The organism is Rathayibacter tritici (assembly GCF_001641005.1).
GTDB lineage: Bacteria > Actinomycetota > Actinomycetes > Actinomycetales > Microbacteriaceae > Rathayibacter > Rathayibacter tritici.
In genome coordinates this window covers 2616773-2636530 of record NZ_CP015515.1, presented here as the reverse complement: position 1 = coordinate 2636530, position 19758 = coordinate 2616773, and the positions used below count along the sequence as shown (strand labels likewise).

Below are 19758 nucleotides of genomic sequence, written 5' to 3'. Positions count from 1 at the left end.
TCCTGGATTCAGTCCTGATTTTCAGGCGCTGACGAAGAGTCACGACGCGACGTTGGCACGATGACTACTCTCGTGAGAGTGGTTCTGCGAGGCAGGCGGCATGCGATCACCTCGACCGCTAGAATTGTCAGCTTCTGTATCGTCGAGAGACAAGGGGATCGTGTCGTGATCTTCCGCCGATGTGAGGGTGGCGTGGACGTGATTCATGAGCGGATTCACCTGCTTCAGGCCTCCCCCGAAGGTTGACTATGGATGTAGTGGTCGAGGAGTAAGCCGACCTGATCGTCAAGTCCTCGCTTCACCAGCTCTCTCGGAGTTATTCCGAGAGAAAAGCCTTTTGAGTTCAACGGCTGTACCGACGGCGATAGGAGATCGACGTTTCACGCTTCCTTTCCCGGGTACGCTAGCAATCCACGGACCGGCAGTACAAGCTCGTTCTACCCCCAGCCAGGGTGTAGTGCTGATGTCCACCAGCTCTGTGTCGTGTCCGATACGGATTCTCCGGAGTGTCTCCGCTTCGTCGAGCAGATGCTTGGCGACTCCTTGAGGTCCTACTACTCAGCGCGAGAGGAATGGTGTCGGGTTTCTGATACTCATCTCGCTCACGTCGCTCCGTTTCGCCACGTCTGCGGCAGAACGCCGTCCGTCGCAGACAAGCGCGGGAGCGCTCACGGTCTCGGTGCTGGTGACGGCACTCGCCGCAGATCCGCCGACGGCGCATCGGGAGCCCACAGCGACGGCATCACAGAGTCATAGCTCGTCCATAGGAAACTCCCGATACTGGAGCTATGAGCACCCCGGCACCCTCGAAGCATCTCGCCCCCGCGCAGCGCACCCGCCTCAAGCGCGCCGACGGGACTCCGATCCGCGTTCTCGTCGTCGACGACGAGAGCACCCTCACCGACCTGCTCCAGATGGCGCTGCGCTACGAGGGCTGGGAGGTGCGCACCGCCGCCGAGGGCCGCGCCGCGATCACGATCACCCGCGAGTTCCGGCCGGACGTGATCGTGCTCGACGTGATGCTCCCGGACATCGACGGCCTCCAGGTGCTCCAGCGGGTGCGCGCCGACGGCAGCGAGACTCCCGTGCTCTTCCTCACCGCCAAGGACGCCCTCGACGACCGAATCGCGGGGCTGACCGCGGGCGGCGATGACTACGTGACCAAGCCCTTCTCGCTCGAGGAGCTGGTGGCCCGAATGCGCGGCCTCATCCGCCGGAGCACCCTGCTCGCGAACGACGCCGACGACCCCGAGGTCGTGATCGGTGATCTGGTGCTGAACGAGGACAGCCACGAGGTGCGCCGAGGCGGCGACGAGATCGAGCTGACCGCCACCGAGTTCGAACTGCTGCGCTTCCTGATGCGCAACCCTCGTCGCGTTCTCAGCAAGACACAGATCCTCGACCGCGTCTGGTCGTACGACTTCGGCGGCAAGTCGAGCGTGGTCGAGATCTACATCTCGTACCTGCGCAAGAAGGTCGACGCGGGCCGCTCGCCGATGATTCACACCGTCCGCGGCGCTGGCTATCTGTTGAAGCCCGCCGACCAGTGAGTCTCGGAGGCCGCCCCACGCTCGGCGACTTCGCGACCCGATCCGCACTCCGCCGCTCCCGCGGCAGCCTGCGCGCGCCGTGGACGCTGAGGCGGCGGATGGTCGTCGCCGTGGTCGCGCTCGTCGCGGTGACGGCAGGTGTCGTGGGGGCGGTCAGCGTGCTCTCGGCGCGCTCGATCCTCTACGGAAGTACGGACACGTCGCTGAACCAGTCGCTCAAGCGCCTCCAGGACTTCGACGGACCGAGCGGATTCGGCGGGCTCAGCGTGATCAACCGGGCAACGACCTGCCCGAGCGCAGCCTTCGGTAGCGGCCCGAGCCAGAACCTCAGCACGATCACCGCCGTCCGGGACTCCGACGGCTCCTTCATCGGCGCCTATGTCGACGCCGACGGAGTCTGCAGGCAGTTTTCGGACACCGCCGATTCCGTGCTCGCGGCGGCGGTCGCCGCGGCGGGCGACGAGGTGACGATCGAGTTGCCCGGCAGCCTCGGTACCTACCGCGTGCGCGCGGCGGTGATCGACGGCTCCATCGTCGTCGTCGGTGTCCCGTTGGGCGAGGTGGCCGAGACGCTCGCCTCCCTCGCCTGGGTGGTCGTGGTGGTGGTGCTGCTCGCGATGCTGCTGGTCGCCCTGGTCGCGACCGCGATCATCCGCGTGGCTCTGCGACCGCTGGAGCGGGTGGAGGCGACGGCGACACGGGTCGCCGAGCTGCCGCTCGATCGCGGCGATGTCGAGCTCGTCGAGCGGGTGCCGGAGGAGGACGCCGACATCCGCACCGAGGTCGGCCGCGTGGGCGCCGCCTTCAACCGCATGCTCGACCATGTCACCGGGGCGTTGGAGTCGCGGCAGGCGAGCGAGAACAAGGTCCGGCAGTTCGTGGCCGACGCGTCGCACGAGCTGCGGACCCCCCTCGCCGCAATCCGCGGTTACGCGGAGCTGCCCCGCCGCGGCGGCACTGAGCTGTCGGAGTCGGCCGCCTACTCCCTCGACCGGATCGAATCGGCCGCCACCCGGATGACCTCACTGGTCGAGGATCTCCTCCTGCTCGCCCGCCTCGACGAGGGCCGCGCTCTCGAAAAGGAGCCCGTCGACCTGACCCTGCTCATGATCGAGGCGCTCTCGGACGCCCATGCCGCCGGCCCCGACCACGAGTGGGACCTCGAGCTCCCCGAGCAGCCGATCGAGATCCGCGGCGATGGTTTCCGACTGCACCAGGTGGTCGCTAATCTGCTGCGCAATGCGACGGTGCACACACCTCCCGGAACGCGCGTGGTGGCGGCCCTCGCCGAGGAGATGTCGGACGGGCGGCCGATCGCGGTGGTGACGGTCACCGACTCCGGCCCAGGGATCGCCCCGGATCTGATGCCGGTGCTGTTCGAGCGGTTCGCCCGCGGCGACTCCTCGCGGGCGCGCACTACCGGATCGACGGGGCTGGGACTTGCGATCGTGGCGGCGGTCGTCGACGCCCACGGCGGGCGCGTGCTCGTCACGTCCGAGCCGGGGCACACGAGCTTCCGGGTGGAGCTGCCGGCGGGCTGAGCACGCGCGCGATGTGCAGGACGCTGTGCGCTGTGCAGGGGACCGTGCGCTGTGCAGGGGACCGTGCGATCTGCAGGACTGTGTGCGATCTTCAGGGCATCCGGGCCGGACGCCCCATCCTGCGAGCAAACCGTCTGCGAACGCAGCCCATCCCCTGCGAATCGCACCGTCCCCTGCGAATCGCACCATCCCCTGCGAATCGCACCATCCCCTGCGAATCGCACAGACCCCTGCAAAGCACGCAAAACCCTGCACATCGGACGGAGGCCGGCGGCAGCCGCCCTCAGACGGAGACGCCCAGCCGACGGCGCGCGTCGTCGAGCGTGCGCACCACGGCGACCACCTCGTCGAGCGGGTGCAGCGGCGACTCCGTGCGCCCCTCCGACACGTACTGCGCGACGTGCAGCGCCTCCCACGCCAGGCCCTGCCCACCCTGGAGCGGGGACTCGTCCGTCCACGATCCGCTCTCGGAGCCGCGGGTGAGCGTCACGCCGCTGGGCATCCAGAACGACGGGTGCACATCGATCCGGCCCGCCCGGCCCGCAACGCTCGCCGCATGGCGGGTATCCGCAAGCACGGTCGACGTTGCCACCGACTGCACGCCATGCGCGTGGCTGCCGACGATCGTCGCGGTCGCGTCGACGCCGGTCGACGTCAGGCTCCCGGCGACGACGGTGCTCTGCGGGGTGCCCGCGACCATCGAGACGAAGGAGGAGGCGTAGACGCCGACGTCGAGCAGGCCGCCGCCGGCCAGCGCCGGGTCGAAGATGCGGCTGGCGGGGTCGAAGTCGAAGGCCGCACCGAAGTCGGCTGTCACCACGGCGGGTGCGCCGACCGCCCCGTCCGCGAGCAGCTGCCGCACCACGTCCATGTGCGGCAGGTACCGCATCCACATCGCCTCCATCGCGAACACGCCCGCGTCGCGCGCGGCGTGCACGATCATCTCGGCCTCGCCAGGAGTCGGCGCGAACGGCTTCTCAACCAGGACGTGCTTCCCCGCGGCGATCGCGAGCAGCGCCTGACGGGCGTGCTCCGAGTGCGGCGAGGCGACGTAGACGACGTCCACCTCCGGATCCTCGACCACGGCCTGGTAGCCGGCGGAGGCCCGCTCGATCCCGAACCGACTCGCGAACCGCTCTGCCCGCTCGAGCGAGCGGGAACCGACCGCGACCACGCGCTGCCGGGTGTGCTTCTGCAGCGCCTCGACGAACGAGCCGGCGATCGAGCCGGGGGCGATCACCCCCCAGCGCAGGACGGGGGAGTCGAGGAGGGAGGGGAGTCGGGGTTCGGGGAGCGTTAGTGCCATGCGTTCACGCTAGGGCCCCGGCCCGGACGGGGAGTGCGCGGGGGGCCCTCTAGGGCGTGACGGCACGCGCAGTTGCGGGCGGAGGAGGTCGTCATGCCCGAGTGGTACACCCTGGGCGTCGTCGCCCTCGCGATCGTCGTGGTCGTCGTCTCCATCGTGCGGTTCCGGTTCAATCCGGTGCTGGCGCTGGCCGTCGGCGCCGCCGCGATCGGCCTGCTGACCGGGCTCGGGCCCGTCGACACCGTCTCGACGATGACCACCGGCTTTGGCGAGAGCTTCCTCGGCCAGTCCGTTCGCGGCGCCCTCACATCGGTGACCGTCGGCGTCTCCCTCGCCTCCGTCCTCGCCCTCGCCGCCCCCCTCCTCCGCTCCCTCTTCCTCAAACCCCCTCGCGAGATGCCACTTGGGTACGCGACACGCCGGGCGAGGCGTACTCAAGTGGCATCTCGCGAAGGCAACTCAGCCGACATGTGACGGAAACATGACACCTCTATCTTCCTGAGAGGGTTCACATCCGATTCGGAGGTCCAGACGCCGACGGGGGCCCGATCCGTTCCGTCACGCCTCGACAAGGGAAGAACTCCGCTTGAGATCTCGAACCGCCTTCGCCTCCGGATGCGCCGCGCTCGCGCTCGCCACCGGTGGCCTGTTGGTCGCCCCGCCGGCGACCGCGACAACCGCAGCCCCCGCCGACTACACCCGCGTGGACCTCGTGCGTCCGCCGTCCGCCCCGATCACCGTGCCGACCAGCTACCCGCAGCAGACTCCGCTGACCGAGGTTCCCGTCGACCCGACCGACGCCTCACTCCTGCGCGGAGTCACTCCCTACGACGCCATCGCGCCGCAGCTGAACGCGCTCGCCGCCCGCTCCGACCGCGTCTCGACCCAGGTCGTCGGGAAATCCGGCCTCGGCCGCGACATCTACCTGGTGACCGTTACCGCCGCGGAGACCGAGGCGGAGACGGCCCAGCAGACCCAGTGGCGGGACCGGCTCAAGTACGAGCCTGCCGCCGCGGCCGCCGACGCCGAGTTGATGGCCGACTACAAGGTCCCGGTGTGGTTCAACGGCAATATCCACGGCAACGAGTGGGAGGGCAGCGACGCGATCCTCGAGTACATCGAGGGCGTCGCCACCGCCGAGGACCCCGCGACCGAGGCGCTGCTGGAGGGCAACCGTCTCTACTTCACCGTCACCAACAACCCCGACGGCCGGGCCCTCGGCCAGCGCGCCGTCGCGGCCGGCTACGACCCCAACCGCGACATGATCACCGGAGCGACCAGCGAGGCGGCCGTGATCCGCGACCTCTCCAGCGTCCTCCAGCCCACGTACTTCATCGATATCCACGGCTACACCGGGATCCTGCAGGTCGAGCCCTGCGGCCCGCCGCACGGCGAGAACTACGAGTACGACCTGTTCCTCCCGCACGCCTACGCGACCGCGCTCGAGATCGAGCGCCGCGTGGTCGAAGCCGACGTGCCGGGCAACACCTACCTCGCCGAGGACGGCAGCGCCACCGCCGAGAACACCGGCACGATCCTGATCCCCTACCGCGACATCCGCGCGGGCTGGGACGACTGGCCGCCCATCTTCGCCCCGCAGTACGTCGCCTTCCAGGGCGCGATCACCAACACGGTGGAGTTGCCGCTCGGCCGCACGGCGAACGAGACCCCGGAGGAGGTCGCCCAGGGGCAGGCCAACGCGGACATCGACGTCGAGGTCGCCGGGATCGTCATGGACGCCTCCGTGGACTACATCGAAGCCAACCGCGACGCCCTGCTCAGCAACCAGGTCGCGATCTTCGAACGCGGTGCGACCGGCGCTCCGGCCGTCGAGATCCCGGCCGACGTCTCCGCGGCCGACCTGCCAGCGGGCACGCCGACCGAGTGGACCGAGATCTGGGACGAGACTGACGTCTACACGACCGAGTACCCGCGCGCCTACGTCATCCCCGTCGACGGCACGCAGCGCTCCGTCTCGGACGCCGAGACCCTCGTCGCGCAGCTCCTCGCCCACGGCGTCGAGGTCTCGCGGACCACGGCCGCGACGAGCGTCGGAGGAGTGTCCTACCCCGCGGGCACCTACCTGGTCGACATGCACCAGTCGGTGCGGGGCCTCGCCAACGTCCTCCTTGCCGACGGCAGCGACATCTCGAGCCGCGTGCCCGAGATGTACGACGTCTCGGCCTGGAGCCTGTCGCTCCTCTGGGGTGCCGACGTGCACGCGATCGGATCGACCAGCGACCCGCTCCCGGTCGTCGGCCTGGAGCCGGTGACCGCGATCGCGCCGACCGGCTCCGTCCCCGCGGGCGCCGACTACCTGGCCTTCGAGCCGCGCGGAGTCCTGGAGTACCAGGCACTCAACGCGCTGCTGGCCGACGGAGTCGCAGTCGAGCAGTTCGAGGACGGGACCGTCGCCCTCCGCGCCGATGCTGCGGGACTCACCGCCGCCGAGGCAGCCGCCGCCGTCTTCGGCGTCGACTTCACCGCGACCACCGCCGACCGCGTGCGCGCCGAGGACGGGAAGGCGCTCGACGCCCTCCGCGTCGCCTACTCCGGCACGAACGAGGACCGGGACGCACTGGCCAAGCTCGGTTTCGCCGACGCGGTCGCCGTCGATCCGGACGCGCTCAGCACGGGCACCGCCACCCTTGAGGGCGCCGACGTGCTCTACGTCGGACGCGCCCTCTCCTTCACCCCGGAGCAGGCCGCGGGCCGCGCCGTCGTCGAGGAGTTCCTCGCGGGCGGCGGCGATGTGGTCGGTCGCGGCGGTGCAGGAGCGGCGTTCGTCGCCGACTTCGGCCTCGCGACACTCACCGCGCAGACCGGCACTCGCGGCTCCAACGGCATCGTCTCGGTCGAGACGCCCGCCGGCGGAGTCCTCGGCGACTACCCCCAGGACACCGCGTTCGTCTCGCCGGCGCTGTGGTTCGCCGGCTTCGACGACTCGGTCGCCGTCGAGCAGAGCTATTCCGCTGAGGGCACGTTCGTCGCCGGGCACTGGGTCGACTCCGAGGGGCAGTCGCGGAGTGACGCGGCTGGGCAAGCCTCGGCCGTCTCGTTCTCGACGGAGTCGGGCACCGAGGGTTTCCTCTTCGGCACCTCGCCGGTGTTCCGCAACCATCCGGTCGGGGCGTTCAGCGACATCGCCCGGGCGTTGCTCGCCGTGGCGCCGGAGGGAGCGGCCGTCGAGCTGCCGGGGGCCGCGGAGCCCACGCCGACACCGACGCCGGAGCCGACCCTGACTCATTCGCCGGAGCCGACCGGTTCGCCGGAGCCGACCGCGACTCCCGAGCCCTCCATGTCTCCCGAGCCCTCCATGTCCCCCGAGCCCACGGCGACGCCGGAGCCCACGGTCGGTCCTGAGCCGACCACGGCCCCCGACCCGACCGCTACGGCCGCGCCGATCCCCGCGCCGACCGGACCCGGCGGACTCCCCTCCACCGGAGTGGAGACGGGCTCCTGGCTGCTGCTCTCGGGAGGTGCTCTCGCCGTCGGCATCGGCTCGCTCCTGATTGCCCGTCGCCGCCGCCGCGAGGACCAGGAGGCCTAGCCTTCACCGCGGGGAGGGAGCGGGCGCTGGCCGCCCGGTCCCTCCCCGTCCCTTTGTCCCGCACCGCCACCAGGAGGACCGATGCCGTCCCGCTCCACCCGCACCGCAGGGATCATCGTCGCCGCCCTCGGACTCGTCGCCGTCGTCCTCGCGATCGTGCTGCTCCTGCGGCCCGCCGACGACGGAGCCCCGTCCGTAGGCACCGCGTCCGCCGGCATCGCCTCCGAAGCGCCCGCCGCCGCTCCCGCCTCCACCGCCCCGACCTCCACCGCGGCCTCCGACGGATCCGCCGCCCCGGGTTCGACGCCCGCCATGTCGCCGTCCGCCGTGGCCCCGGCAGCCGGATCCGCCCCCGCATCTCCCGCCATCGTCACCTTCGCCGCCGCTCCCGCCTCCGTCGACTGCGACGGCGACCGCACCGCCACCGTCCCGCTGTCCCTGTCCTGGGAGACGAGCGGAGGTGCCTCGGCTCGCCTCGCCGTCGGCACTACCGACGCGACGGGCGGCGACCCCGTCGACCTCGCCGAGACCGACTACACCGCCGTCACCGCCGACTGCCGCGACTCCGAGACCCTGATCACCCTCGCCGTCCGCGCCCCCGACGGCACCACTGCCCAGCGCACCCTCGTCCTCCCCACCTCCTGACCCGCCCCGTCCTCGCCCCCTCGCGAGATGCCACTCCTGACGTCGACACGCCGGCGAGGCCGGTCATAAGTGGCATCTCGCGGAGGGCCCGCGAGGCCGGGTCCGGGAAGGCGATCGCGCGGCATCTCCCGACGCGAAGAGCCCCGGCGCGGCAGAATGGGCGCGATGACTTCCACACTCCCTTCCCTCGGCCTGCTCCTCGATGTCGACGGGCCCATCGCCAGCCCCGTCACACGCAGGATCTCGGTCCCCGAGATCGCCGACGACCTCGTCGCGCTCGCGAACGCCGGCATTCCGATCGTCTTCAACACGGGCCGCTCCGATGCGTTCCTGCGCGAGCGGGTGCTGCCCGCGCTCCTCGAGCGCGGCGTCTCGGCCCAGGCGCGCATCGTCTGCATCTGCGAGAAGGGCGCGGTCTGGTTCACCGTCGACTACCGCGGCACCTCGGAGCCGATCGTCGATGAGTCGCTGGCGATCCCCGCGCCGGTCGTCCGCGACCTCGAGCGGATGATCCGCTCCGACTACGACGATCTGGTCTTCTTCGATGAGACGAAGCGCGCCATGGTCTCCGCGGAGCAGCTGGTGGACCTGTCCAACGAGGACTACCTCGAGCGTCAGCTCGTCTTCGACGCCGATGCGCTGCAGATCATGACCGCCGCGGGCCTCGGAGTCGAACGCCGCGGCATCCGCTACCCGAACGAGGAGGGCACGGTCGACTTCCGGATCGACCCGACCGTCATCTCGACCGACATCGAGTCGAACCGCCTCGGCAAAGACCTCGGCGCCCAGCGCGCCGTCGAGCTGCTCGGCGCGACCGGCGCGATCCCGCAGCGCTGGCGCACCGTCGGCGATTCCCGGAGCGACTACGCGATGGCCGACTGGCTGTTCGAGCACGCCTACGACGTCGCCCACGTCGACGTACGGCCGGCGGAGGGTGTGCCCGAGAAGCCCTATCCGGTGATCGTCGTCGATGGAGTCGTGAACGACGCGGCCGGTGCCGCGGTGCTCCGTCGCTGGACCGAGCTCGTCGCCGACGAGACCACGCCCGAGGTCGGCGGCGGAATCTCGCTCCACTCGCGCGGCTGATCCGCCACCCCTCGCCGCCCACGGCAGGGGCCGTTAGCGTGCGAGCATGAGAATCGCAGTCACCGGTGGATCCGGCAAGCTCGGCCGCAGCGTCGTCACCCGCCTCCGCGCCTCCGGGCACGACGTGTTCACCCTCGACCGCGCGGGGGATCGCGGCGAGGGCTTCATCCGTATCGATATCGCCGATTGCGGTCAGGTCGTAGACGCCCTGCAGGCCGTCGGCGACCGGTACGACGGGATCGACGCGCTCGTGCACCTCGCCGCGATCCCCGCGCCAGGTCTGGTCCCCAACGTCGCCACCTTCCACAACAACATGATCGCGACGTTCAACGTGCTCCACGGAGCGATCCGCGCCGGCATCCGCAACGTCGTCTCCGCGTCCAGCGAGACCGTCCTCGGCCTGCCGTTCGACGTGCCGCCGCCCTACATCCCCGTCGATGAGCAGTACCCGGCGCGTCCGGAGTCGGTTTACTCGCTGACCAAGCACCTCGAGGAGCAGATGGCGATCGAGCTGTGCCGCTGGCACGCGGACCTGAAGATCACTGGTCTGCGCTTCTCGAACGTGATGGATGAGGCCGACTACGCCGAGTTCGCGTCCTTCGACTCCGATGCCACCCTGCGCAAGTGGAATCTGTGGGGGTATATCGACGGCCGCGACGGGGCGCAGGCGGTCGAGAAGGCGCTGCTGGCCGAGACGACCGGCTTCGACCGCTTCATCATCGCCGCGGCCGACACGGTGATGTCGCGCCCCAATGCGGAGCTCGTGGCTGAGGTCTTCCCCGGCGTCGAGTTGCGCGGTGACCTCGGGACGAACGACACCCTGCTCTCGATCGACCATGCTCGCGAGGTGCTCGGTTACGCCCCCGAGCACTCCTGGCGCGACTCCCGCCAGCCCTGATCATCCGGCTCGCAAAAACACGTCCGGCTCGCAGAATCCGTGGATTCCTGCGAGCCGGACGTCGTTCCGCGAGCCGGAGAATCAGCTCGGGATCATGTTGAAGGTGTCAGGGTCGGGCCCGGTGCGGTGGCCGCGGTCCAGCGCCGTGATGTCGGTCATCGCCTCGTCGTCGAGCTCGAAGTCGAAGAGCGCGAAGTTCTCCTCCACCCGCGTACGGGTGACCGACTTCGGGAAGACGATGTCGCCGCGCTGGATGTGCCAGCGGAGCACGACCTGCGCCGGGCTGCGGTCGACGTTGCGCGCGATGCGGGTGATGGTGTCGTCCTCCAGCACGAGGCCCTGCGCGATCGGCGACCAGGCCTCGGTCGCGATGCCGTGCTCGATGCCGTAGGCGCGGAGCTCCTGCTGCACGAGGTAGGGGTGCACCTCGATCTGGTTCACGGCCGGAACGATGGTTGCCTCGGCGCGGAGTCGGTTGAGGTGGTTGGTCTGGAAGTTGGAGACACCGATCGCCTTCGCCTTGCCGCTGCGGTAGATCTCCTCCATCGCCTTCCAGGTCTCGAGGTAGTCCCCCACGTTCGGCAGCGGCCAGTGGATGAGGAAGAGGTCGACGTAGTCGAACTGCAGCTCGCCGAGGGTGGTGTCGATCGCGGCGAGCGCGTCCTCGCGGGCGTGGAAGCCGTTGTTGAGTTTGCTGGTCACGAAGACCTCGGAGCGGTCGAGGCCGGAGGCGCGCACAGCCTCGCCGACGCCCGCTTCGTTGCCGTACATCTCGGCCGTGTCGATGTGGCGGTAGCCGACCTCGAGGGCCGTCAGGGTTGCATCCTTGGTCTCGGCGGGATCGATTTGGAACACGCCGAAGCCCAGCTGCGGGATCTCCACGCCGTTGTTCAGAGTGCTGGTGGGGACCGTTACGGTGTCGTCGCTCATCAGCGAATACGTCCTTTCGTCGGGGCGAGGGCGCCGTAAAGCCGCGCCATCGTGCCTCCAGTCCACCCCCCACTGCTCCCGGCATCAACCCCTTGCGGAGGCATCCCTCGCCGGGAGGGACGGCGAAGGCCCCCGGCACACAGTGCCGAGGGCCTTGGGGGAGCGCGGGTTATGCGCGGGACTTGCGGCCGGTGATCGCACCGTAGATGAGGAGGACGACGATCGCACCCACGACGGAGACGATGATGCTCACGATGTTGATGCCGTTCACGGCGTCCTGGATACCGAACAGGGTGCTGAGGAAGCCGCCGAGCAGCGCGCCCACGATGCCGAGGACGATCGTGATGATCCATCCGCCGCCCTGCTTGCCCGGGAGGATGAGCTTGGCGAGTGCCCCGGCGATGAGGCCGAGGATGATCCAGCTGATAATGCCCATGATGTTTCTCCTTCATGTCGTGCTCGGTCGGCCGTTCCGATGCGAGCGACGACGCCGGTGGACCGACGTCTTCTGAGTCGTGGAAGCGGTGGTCAGCGGAGGCGGCGCTGCACCTTGTCGCGGGCCTTGCTCGCGATGGCGGTGAGCTGCTTGGCCTCGCGCTTCGAGGTCTTCTTGAGCTTCTTGCGCGTCTTCTTCGTGGCCGGGTCGTTCCACACACCGAGTGCGAGATGGCGCAGCTCTTCGTAGCGGCCGCGGCCGGCGCGGGCGCCGAACACGTAGGCGGCGAAGGCGACCAGTGCCAGCAGGACGAGGCGGGGATTCATGCGGTGACCCTTCCATCGGAGAGCACAGGGCCGTGCTCGACACCTATTTGACTCTCCTGCGCAATCCGTGACAAACCGAGGCCCGACCATTGACAGGGCCCCCCTGCATCGTGTTCCGCGTGCGCGTGTAGCCGGTTCAGCCGCAGGCCGAAGACGTCTCGGCTGCGAAGCGAGCGTGGAGGTAGCGGCCGTAGCCGCCCTCGACTCGGTTGTCGCGGCGACCGGAGGTGACGACCTCCCCGCGGTCTGTCGCTCCGACCCGCGCGCCGCTCGCACGCAGTCGTTCGACGAGCAGGACGTCCTCGTGCAGGGGCTCCTGCCCGAACCCGCCCGCGGCCAGGTACGCGCTCGCTCGGACGCCGAGGTTCGCCCCGTGGATGCTACCGATCGACTCCTCCCGCGCCCGGACCTCGCGCCAGCGCGCGTAGGCCGCGGGGGAGAGATCGGCCAGATCGGGCCGGACCGTGCCGAGTAACGCGTCGTGGCGGCGGGCGTGCTCGACGTGGGCGGCCAGCCAGTCGCGGGGCACAACCGTGTCGGCGTCGGTGTTGGCGATCCAGACCTGCTCGGCGGGCGCGGTGACGGAGGCGAGGGCATGAGCGATCCCTGCGGAGCGGGCGGCGCCGACTCCGCAGCGAGAAAGCTCCAGCACGTCCGCCCCGGCGGAGCGAGCGCGCTGAACGGTCGCGTCCGAGCAGCCGTCCGCCGCGACGACGAGACGCACCCCGATGCCGGGCGCCCCGTCCGCGAGGTGGGTCGTGCTCGCCTGCACCGAAGCGATCAGCTCACCGATCCGCGCTTCCTCGTCGCGCGCGGGCACGACGACCAGCACCTGCTCGAGCCGGCTCACACCAGCCCCGTCCTGCGGGCGACCGAGCGGGAGTCTCGGGCGTGCACCTCGAGGACGACGTCCTCTTCCTCGTGCCGAGCGAGGCGGTGCAGGCCCAGCGCGGCCACCGCGGCCTGCACCGCATCGCCGTCGAGCGCGAGCCCGCCGATCGGATGCCGCCAGTGCACGGTGACCAGCTCACCGGCGGGGGCGAGGGCGTCACGGATGCTGCGCAGCACGTCGGGGAGCGCGTCGCCGAGGTAGTAGCCGACCTCCGAGAGCACGACCAGGTCGAACGGACCCGCCGGGACCCCGCGGGTGATGTCGTGGCGCTCGACCCGCACGTGCTCGAGCGGAGCGAGGCGACGGGCGGCGCGCTCGACGGCGGCGGCCGAGACGTCGATCGCGAGCAGGCGGTCGGCCCGGCCCGCCAGTGCCTCGGCCAGGACGCCGATCGAGGCGCCGATCTCGAGCACCGAGGCGTAGCGCTGCTCCGGCAGGCTCGCGAGCGTCAGCGCGCGCTTGCGCTGCTCGTACCAGCGGCTGGTGTAGCCCCACGGGTCCTCGTGCCGCGCGTAGAGCTCGTCGAAGTAGCTCACGTGATCCTCACCAGTAGGTCGTCGCCGGCGAAGGTGCGCAGGAAAAGCGGATGCAGAACTGCTGCGGTCCCATCGGGCGCGGGGCGCGTCTGGCTGGGGTAGCGGGAGCGGGCCCGGCGAGTGCGCTCGAGCAGCTCGTCGTCGAGGCGGAGGCGCACCAGGGCGTCCCACGGCACCTCCGGGTCCTCCGGCACGGCCCAGTGCCACAGCCAGATCGGTGCGGCGAGCAGCGGATGACCGAGCTCGTGCGCGATGTCCGCGCAGACCTCGCCGAGGATCCGGTGGTCGCGGTGCCCGTCGCCGGTCCAGGTCGAGAGCAGCAGCACGGAGCCGGGTGTTCCGCTCGCGCGCTCGCGCACCTCCCGGGCGATGCACTCGCGGTGCTCCGGAGTCGCCGAGTCCGGCACCTCGAGGAACGCGAGCCCGATATCCGGGCCGAGTTCCGCCAGCGCCGCGCGGGCCTCCCGGCGGCGCTCGGCGGCGAGGCCCGCGTCGCGGTCGCCGTGCGCCGCGGCCCCGTCGGTCGCGATGAGGACGTCGACTGCGAGGCCGAGCCGACGGGCCAGCGCGATCGTCCCGCCGCAGCCGAGGGTCTCGTCGTCGGCGTGCGCGACGACGACCAGCACTCGTCCGATTTCCTCGGGCAGGGTCAGCTCGGGGAGGCGGTCCCGTCGGCCGTCCGCGCTCCAGTGCTCGAGAGGTGTGCCCTCGAGTCGTCCGTCGAAGGGCCGGCTCACCAGTCGGCCGCCTCGCCCGAGGCGAGCACGGCGCGACCGAGGGCGGCGTCGTCGCGCTCGGCGTGGTGCTGGCGGACGTACAGCGCGAGGTCGGCGACGCGCTTGGCGTGCTCGGCGTCGAGGGCGAGCGGCGCCGGGCCGAGGGCACGCCCTGCGCGCAGCAGGATCTCCTCCACGGCCCCGGCGACGCTCGCGCGCACGCGCTTGGCGAGCAGTGAGCCCCGGGCGCCGTCGGCCTCTCCCGCGTCGATCAGCGCCGCCGCTTCATCCAGCGCTCGGCGTGCCGCCGAGAGCGCCGTGTCGATCGCACCGAGGTGCGCCAGGAGGTGCGGGTCCTCGCGCCGGGCTGCGGCGACGGTGGCGGCGACTCCGAGCGCTCCGCCGTGCCAGCAGGCGGCGACGCCGATCCCGCCCCAGGCGAAGCCGGGCCGCGAGAGGTACCAGCCGGCGGCTCCCACGGGTATCGCGCGGGCGCCGCAGAAGCGGACCGGGCCGCTGGGCACCTCCGTCAGACCGCGCGCGTGCCAGGCGCCCGCCTCCGGAACGGTGCTTTCGTCGCGTAACGCCACGGCGAAGAGCCGGCGTTCCCCGGAGGCGTCGCCCACGTGCGCCGTCACGAGCGCGGCGTCGAGGCGGTCGGCCAGCGAGCACCACGGCTTCAGGCCGTCGAGGAGCCAGTTCCCGCCGCTCCCGCGCGCGACGAGCGGATCCGCGCCGCCCTCGGCCGCGAAGACCCCCCCAGGTCGCGTCCGCGGAGACGCCGAGGTCTGCGGGAGCGAGCCCTGCCTCGCCGAGAATCGCGAGAGCGTCGAGGTGCGGCTCGACGGTGCGGGCGACGCCGAGATCGTGCCGGGCCAGGCGTCGCAGCAGATCGTGCAGCTCGGCGGTGCGCCCGGTGCCGGGGCGGGGAGCGTCATCGCCGAACCCCCGCGCGTACGCGAGCGCGCTGTTCACGTCGTGCGGGAGAGAAGGAGAGGGGTGCGGATCCATCGCCTTCGAATTTACGCAGTCGATCGGGTTGCGTCCGGCGATTGTCCCCGATCCGAGGGAATGCTAGGCGTTAGAAGTCGAGGTCGTTGATCCGGTGCAGAAGGGAGGCGAAGAGTTCGACCTCGCAGAGGTCCCAGTTGCGCAGTTCCTCGTGCATCAGTGCCTGGTTGGAGCTGCGGATCTCGCGCAGGCGCTCGGCGGTCGCGGGCGTCACCGACAGAATCGTGGCGCGGCCGTCCCGCGGGTCCGGCGTGCGCGCCAGCAGGCCCAGGCGGTCCAGCGCCGTGATCTGGCGGCTGAGTGCGGATTTGTCCATCTCGAGCAGCTCAGCCAGCACGCCCGAGTGCACGGGTCCGCGGCGCTCGAGCGCTGACAGCGTCTTGTAGCCCAGCGGCGTCAGCTCGGAGTGGAGCCGCTCGGCGCAGGAGCGCATCGACGCGCGCACGCGGTTGAACAGGGTGCTGAGCTCGCCCTCGACCGAGGCGATCGCGGAGTCGACGGTACGGGCGGAATCGGGAGACGGACCGGTCATGCCTCCAGCATCCCGGACGACCGGCCTCCGCCTCGACTTGCGCCCGCGCGCCGCACTGTCGTATTCTTCCCGGAGCCAAAGACCGCCGGTTTCCGGTGTGCGCACGAGCAGGGCCCAGGCCTCGCGGATCGCCACCGGACGAAGGATTCGCGAAGCGAATGGCCCGCGCAGGTGCAAGAGTTCCGTTCCGCCTCACCGCGATCCCGAAGCTCCGTGCCCCTGTGCCGGAGCTTTTTTCTTTGCCTGCCTTCGGGCTACCGGCACGAGAATTCACAGGAGTAGCCATGGCGAACAAGGAAGCCTCGGTTGCCGAACTCACGGAGAAGTTCCAGAGCTCGACGGCCGTTCTGCTGACCGAGTACCGCGGTCTCACTGTTGCTCAGCTCAAGACGCTGCGCAAGGACATCAGTGAGCACGCAACCTACGCCGTGGTGAAGAACACGCTGACCAAGATCGCGGCGAACAACGCCGGTATCTCGTCCTTCGACGACGAGCTCGCTGGCCCCTCGGCCATCGCGTTCGTGCACGGCGACCCTGTCGCCGTCGCGAAGTCGCTGCGTGCCTTCGCCAAGGCAAACCCTCTCCTCGTGGTCAAGGGCGGTTACTTCGACGGTAACCCGCTGACCGCAGAAGAGGTGGGCAAGCTCGCCGACCTCGAGTCCCGCGAAGTTCTGCTCGGCAAGCTCGCCGGCGCCTTCAAGGCCTCGCTGTTCGGCGCCGCATATCTGTTCAACGCTCCGCTCTCGAAGGCCGTTCGCACGGTCGAGGCGCTGCGCGAGAAGCAGGAGTCCGCGAGCTGACGTCTTCCCTGTCGGGGAAGCAGTGCGCGCGCGGTTCGTAGACAAAGAAAAACAAGGAGAAAAATCATGGCAAAGCTCACGCAGGACGAGCTCATCGAGGCCTTCAAGGAGCTCACGCTCATCGAGCTCTCGGAGTTCGTCAAGAAGTTCGAAGAGGTCTTCGAGGTCACCGCAGCGGCGCCCGTCGCCGTTGCCGGTGCAGCCGGACCGGCCGCCCCCGCCGAAGAGGTTGAGGAGCAGACGGAGTTCGACGTCGTGCTCGAGGGCGCCGGCGAGAAGAAGATCCAGGTCATCAAGGAGGTGCGCGCCCTCACCAGCCTCGGCCTCGGTGAGGCGAAGGCGCTCGTCGACGGCGCCCCCAAGGCGGTCCTCGAGGCCGTCAACAAGGAGGCCGCCGAGAAGGCCAAGGCTCAGCTCGAGGCCGCCGGCGCGACCGTCACCGTCAAGTAAGTTCCTTCTCCCGTCGCGGGTACCGGCTCCGGTCGGCCGCCTGCCAGGGTGACGCAGGTCCGCCTGTAGGCGCAGGGCGCCGTCTCTATCGGAGGCGGCGCCTTGCGCCATTCCCGGTCGTCGAATCCCCCGCGCCTTTAGGATCGAAGCGTGACTGCTCCCGATCTGCTCGCTGGGCTCCCCGCCCGCGACGTCCCGCCCAGCGAGGTCTCGCTCAGCGAACTGCTGAGCGACTTCGTCTCGGTGACGCACCGGATCACCCGCCTAGCCGCTCAGGCGACCGGCAACCAGGAGTCGCAGGCTGTGTGGCGCACGCTGTCGGTGCTGCTCTCGATGGGTCCGATGCGTCTGGGCGAGTTGGCCTCGCAGAGCCGCGTCTCGCAGCCCACGATGACCAAGATCGTGAAGAACCTCGTCGAGACCGGCTGGCTCGATCGGATCGCGGATCCTGTCGACGCGCGCGCGTGGCAGATCCGCCTCGCTCCCACCGGAGCCGATGCGCTGACTGCGTGGCGCACCGACCTCGGCGACGCGCTCACGCCAATCTTCTCCGATCTCACCCCGGAAGACCGCCGCGTCCTCGAGCGAGCCGTAGAGATCATGCACGATCGACTCGTCGTCGGTCCCCGCGACTGACGCCCCTCCCGCCCCAGTCCTCCGCGCGCCAGACTGGGCGGGTGCAGATGCGACTCGAGCTCGTCCCCCTTCCCGTCAACGACGTCGACCGCGCGGTGGCCTTCTAGCACGGAGGTCCTCGGCTTCCACCTCGACCACGACGTGCGGCCCTCCGAGGCGATGCGCGTCGTGCAGCTCACCCCTCCCGGCTCGGCCTGCTCGATCATGGTCGGCAGCGGGATGGGGCCCGGGCCCGAGGAGGGCCTCGTCCGCTCGCTGCACCTGGTCGTCGACGATATCGCTGTCGTCCGCGCGGAGCTGGCCGGCCGCTCGCTCGAGGTCAGCGAGATCCAGGATCTCGGCGGTGTGAGGTACGCGTACTTCGCCGACCCGGACGGCAACACCTGGGCGCTCCAGGAGATCGGGAGCAGGACGCCGCCCGCGTGAGGTCAGACCTCGGGCCAGCGAACCCGCACGTCGACGTCGGGGTGCTTGCTCAGCCACGCTGCGATGAAGGGGCAGCGCGGGACGACTGTGTCGCCCGCCACCGTGATCGCGGTGACCGCCGCGCGCGCGAGGATGCTGCCCAGCCCCTGGCCCTCCCAGGCGTCGTCGACGACGGTGTGGGTCAGCACTACCTCGTCGCCCCGCCGGGTGTAGGCGGCGAAGCCGGCCGGAGTGCCGTCGACCTCGATCACGAAGCGGGACTGCTCGGGGTCGTCGCGGACGTGGGGGGAGCCGGAGTCGGTGTCGCTCATGCTCCGATTCTCGCTCCCCGCGGCGCCGACGTGCTCGTTCGGACCACCAGCGAGGCGGGGATGAGCGTGTGCCGAGCCGGGGGAGGAGCCTCGCCGCGGCCGAGGGCAGCCAGCGCGTCGAGCACGAGGGCGACCGCGAGCTCGCCCTGCTGGCACGGATCCTGTCGGATCGAGCTGAGCCCGAAGAGCTCGGCGAGGGGGTGATCGTCGATCCCGATGACCGACACGTCCTCGGGCACCGAGAGCCCGAGCTCCCGCGCCGCGAGGATGATCCCGATCGCTATTTCGTCGGAGGCGGCGAAGATGGCGGTCGGCCGGGTCCGCGGATCGCCCAGGACCTGGCGACCCGCGCGGTGTCCGCCCGGGATGTCGAAGGTGGTGTGCACCACGTCCTGCGCGCCCGGCTCGAGTCCGGCGGCGGCCAGCGCTCGGCGGAAGCCGTCGCGGCGCTGGGTGTGCACGTGGAAGTCCGTCTCCTCCTCCGCGAGCCCGCCGATGTGGACGACCCGCTCGTGGCCGAGCGAGAGCAGGTGCTCCGTCGCGAGCCGAGACGCGGCGATGTCGTCGATGCTGAAGGTGGGGATGCCGGGAAGTTCGCCGCCGATGCCGACGATGGGCTTGCCCAGGGCGAGCAGCGCCTCCGTCTCGTGCGGCGAAATCTCGAGGGTGACAGCGACGATCGCGTCGACACGCTTGCGGACGAGGTAGTACTCGAACACGCTCCGGCGGGCGTCGAGGTGTTTATCAATGTTGTAGAGCAGGAGGTCGTAGCCTGCGGCGAGTAGCGCGCGTTCGATCCCCTCGATGATCCCAGCGAAGAACCATTGGTTGATGATCGGGATGATCACGGCGATGTTGTTGCTCCGGCCTGTCACCAGGCTCGAGGCATTGGCCGAGACGACGTAGCCCAGGCTTGTGGCGGCCCGCTCGACGCGCTGCTTCGTCCCGGCCGAGACGTAGCCGCGGCCGCTGAGCGCGCGCGAGACCGTCGCTTTCGATACTCCTGCGAGCTCGGCCACCTCTTCGATGCCTGGCACGACGTTCCTCCCGACCGTCCGGCGTCGGTGCTGGAAACGGTTCCAGGAAGTTATACCCCGAGCGCGGGCTGGGCGTCGCGCCGAGAGAGATGTCCAGCTCCGCGGGATGCCGAGATCGCCGTTCTGACGTCGAATCGTTATCT

General features: G+C 70.2%; 22 protein-coding genes. 11 read left to right on the top strand and 11 right to left on the bottom strand.

The window, feature by feature from the left end; all coding sequences use genetic code 11:
- Positions 1-788 precede the first annotated feature (788 nt).
- Positions 789-1550, top strand: coding sequence for a response regulator transcription factor (locus tag A6122_RS11910; protein ID WP_068255216.1), 762 nt, complete (start codon positions 789-791; stop codon positions 1548-1550).
- Entirely contained in the window at positions 1547-3091 is a 1545-nt protein-coding gene (locus A6122_RS11905; protein WP_219817558.1) for a sensor histidine kinase, read from the top strand. The genes A6122_RS11910 and A6122_RS11905 overlap by 4 nt, the downstream gene beginning before the upstream one ends.
- 283 nt (positions 3092-3374) lie before the next feature.
- Here A6122_RS11905 and A6122_RS11900 read toward each other — a convergent pair whose 3' ends face one another.
- On the bottom strand, positions 3375-4397 hold the full coding sequence (locus A6122_RS11900) for a Gfo/Idh/MocA family protein (RefSeq protein WP_068255213.1): 1023 nt from the start codon (positions 4395-4397) through the stop codon (positions 3375-3377).
- 93 nt (positions 4398-4490) lie between these two features.
- Between A6122_RS11900 and A6122_RS11895 the strand changes: the two genes are divergently transcribed.
- The 5 genes from A6122_RS11895 (at position 4491) to A6122_RS11875 (ending at position 10576) form a co-directional block, all read left to right on the top strand.
- Positions 4491-4871, top strand: a complete 381-nt coding sequence (locus A6122_RS11895; protein ID WP_068255212.1) for a GntT/GntP/DsdX family permease — start codon at positions 4491-4493, stop codon at positions 4869-4871.
- 112 nt (positions 4872-4983) lie between these two features.
- The gene (locus A6122_RS11890; protein ID WP_068255211.1) at positions 4984-7947 is read left to right on the top strand and encodes a M14 family zinc carboxypeptidase; all 2964 of its coding nucleotides are present in this window, start codon (positions 4984-4986) and stop codon (positions 7945-7947) included.
- An 81-nt stretch (positions 7948-8028) separates the two neighbouring features.
- Positions 8029-8592: a hypothetical protein gene (locus A6122_RS11885; RefSeq protein WP_068255210.1), complete on the top strand. Its 564-nt coding sequence runs from the start codon at positions 8029-8031 to the stop codon at positions 8590-8592.
- Positions 8593-8757: 165 nt separating this feature from the next.
- Entirely contained in the window at positions 8758-9678 is a 921-nt protein-coding gene (locus A6122_RS11880; RefSeq protein WP_181026359.1) for an HAD family hydrolase, read from the top strand.
- A 46-nt stretch (positions 9679-9724) separates the two neighbouring features.
- The gene (locus A6122_RS11875) at positions 9725-10576 is read left to right on the top strand and encodes an NAD-dependent epimerase/dehydratase family protein (RefSeq protein WP_068255205.1); all 852 of its coding nucleotides are present in this window, start codon (positions 9725-9727) and stop codon (positions 10574-10576) included.
- A gap of 81 nt (positions 10577-10657) precedes the next feature.
- On the opposite strand, the gene A6122_RS11870 is transcribed toward A6122_RS11875, so the two are convergent.
- The 8 genes from A6122_RS11870 to A6122_RS11835 form a co-directional block, all read right to left on the bottom strand.
- Positions 10658-11506, bottom strand: a complete 849-nt coding sequence (locus tag A6122_RS11870; protein WP_068255199.1) for an aldo/keto reductase — start codon at positions 11504-11506, stop codon at positions 10658-10660.
- Between the two features lie 169 nt (positions 11507-11675).
- A complete protein-coding gene (locus A6122_RS11865; protein ID WP_068255196.1) occupies positions 11676-11942 on the bottom strand; it encodes a GlsB/YeaQ/YmgE family stress response membrane protein in 267 nt (88 codons plus the stop codon).
- Between the two features lie 92 nt (positions 11943-12034).
- Entirely contained in the window at positions 12035-12268 is a 234-nt protein-coding gene (locus A6122_RS11860) for a hypothetical protein (RefSeq protein ID WP_068255193.1), read from the bottom strand.
- 136 nt (positions 12269-12404) lie between these two features.
- Positions 12405-13118, bottom strand: a complete 714-nt coding sequence (locus A6122_RS11855; protein ID WP_084416019.1) for a glycosyltransferase family 2 protein — start codon at positions 13116-13118, stop codon at positions 12405-12407.
- Complete coding sequence (locus tag A6122_RS11850; RefSeq protein WP_068255190.1) at positions 13115-13696, bottom strand: class I SAM-dependent DNA methyltransferase; 582 nt, start codon at positions 13694-13696, stop codon at positions 13115-13117. Before A6122_RS11850 ends, A6122_RS11855 begins: the two co-directional genes overlap by 4 nt.
- Positions 13693-14433 (bottom strand): PIG-L deacetylase family protein, encoded by a 741-nt coding sequence (locus A6122_RS11845; protein ID WP_068255187.1) that lies wholly within the window; start codon positions 14431-14433, stop codon positions 13693-13695. Before A6122_RS11845 ends, A6122_RS11850 begins: the two co-directional genes overlap by 4 nt.
- On the bottom strand, positions 14430-15350 hold the full coding sequence (locus A6122_RS11840; RefSeq protein ID WP_068255184.1) for an acyl-CoA dehydrogenase family protein: 921 nt from the start codon (positions 15348-15350) through the stop codon (positions 14430-14432). The genes A6122_RS11845 and A6122_RS11840 overlap by 4 nt, the downstream gene beginning before the upstream one ends.
- 143 nt (positions 15351-15493) lie before the next feature.
- Positions 15494-15955 (bottom strand): MarR family winged helix-turn-helix transcriptional regulator, encoded by a 462-nt coding sequence (locus A6122_RS11835; RefSeq protein WP_068255183.1) that lies wholly within the window; start codon positions 15953-15955, stop codon positions 15494-15496.
- A gap of 284 nt (positions 15956-16239) precedes the next feature.
- Here A6122_RS11835 and rplJ point away from each other — a divergent pair, with 284 nt between their 5' ends.
- The 4 genes from rplJ (at position 16240) to A6122_RS11815 (ending at position 18267) form a co-directional block, all read left to right on the top strand.
- Positions 16240-16755 carry a 50S ribosomal protein L10 gene (gene rplJ / locus A6122_RS11830; protein WP_055791018.1) on the top strand — a complete coding sequence of 172 codons (516 nt, stop codon included), beginning with the start codon at positions 16240-16242 and terminating at the stop codon, positions 16753-16755.
- A 66-nt stretch (positions 16756-16821) separates the two neighbouring features.
- Positions 16822-17205, top strand: coding sequence for a 50S ribosomal protein L7/L12 (gene rplL / locus A6122_RS11825; protein WP_068255182.1), 384 nt, complete (start codon positions 16822-16824; stop codon positions 17203-17205).
- 150 nt (positions 17206-17355) lie between these two features.
- Positions 17356-17841: a MarR family winged helix-turn-helix transcriptional regulator gene (locus A6122_RS11820; RefSeq protein ID WP_237358183.1), complete on the top strand. Its 486-nt coding sequence runs from the start codon at positions 17356-17358 to the stop codon at positions 17839-17841.
- A gap of 168 nt (positions 17842-18009) precedes the next feature.
- On the top strand, positions 18010-18267 hold the full coding sequence (locus A6122_RS11815) for a VOC family protein (protein WP_308471233.1): 258 nt from the start codon (positions 18010-18012) through the stop codon (positions 18265-18267).
- A gap of 2 nt (positions 18268-18269) precedes the next feature.
- Here A6122_RS11815 and A6122_RS11810 read toward each other — a convergent pair whose 3' ends face one another.
- Together A6122_RS11810 and A6122_RS11805 are read right to left on the bottom strand one after the other, a co-directional pair.
- Entirely contained in the window at positions 18270-18578 is a 309-nt protein-coding gene (locus A6122_RS11810; RefSeq protein WP_068255180.1) for a GNAT family N-acetyltransferase, read from the bottom strand.
- Positions 18575-19615 carry a LacI family DNA-binding transcriptional regulator gene (locus A6122_RS11805; RefSeq protein WP_068255177.1) on the bottom strand — a complete coding sequence of 347 codons (1041 nt, stop codon included), beginning with the start codon at positions 19613-19615 and terminating at the stop codon, positions 18575-18577. The genes A6122_RS11810 and A6122_RS11805 overlap by 4 nt, the downstream gene beginning before the upstream one ends.
- Between the last annotated feature and the right edge of the window lie 143 nt (positions 19616-19758).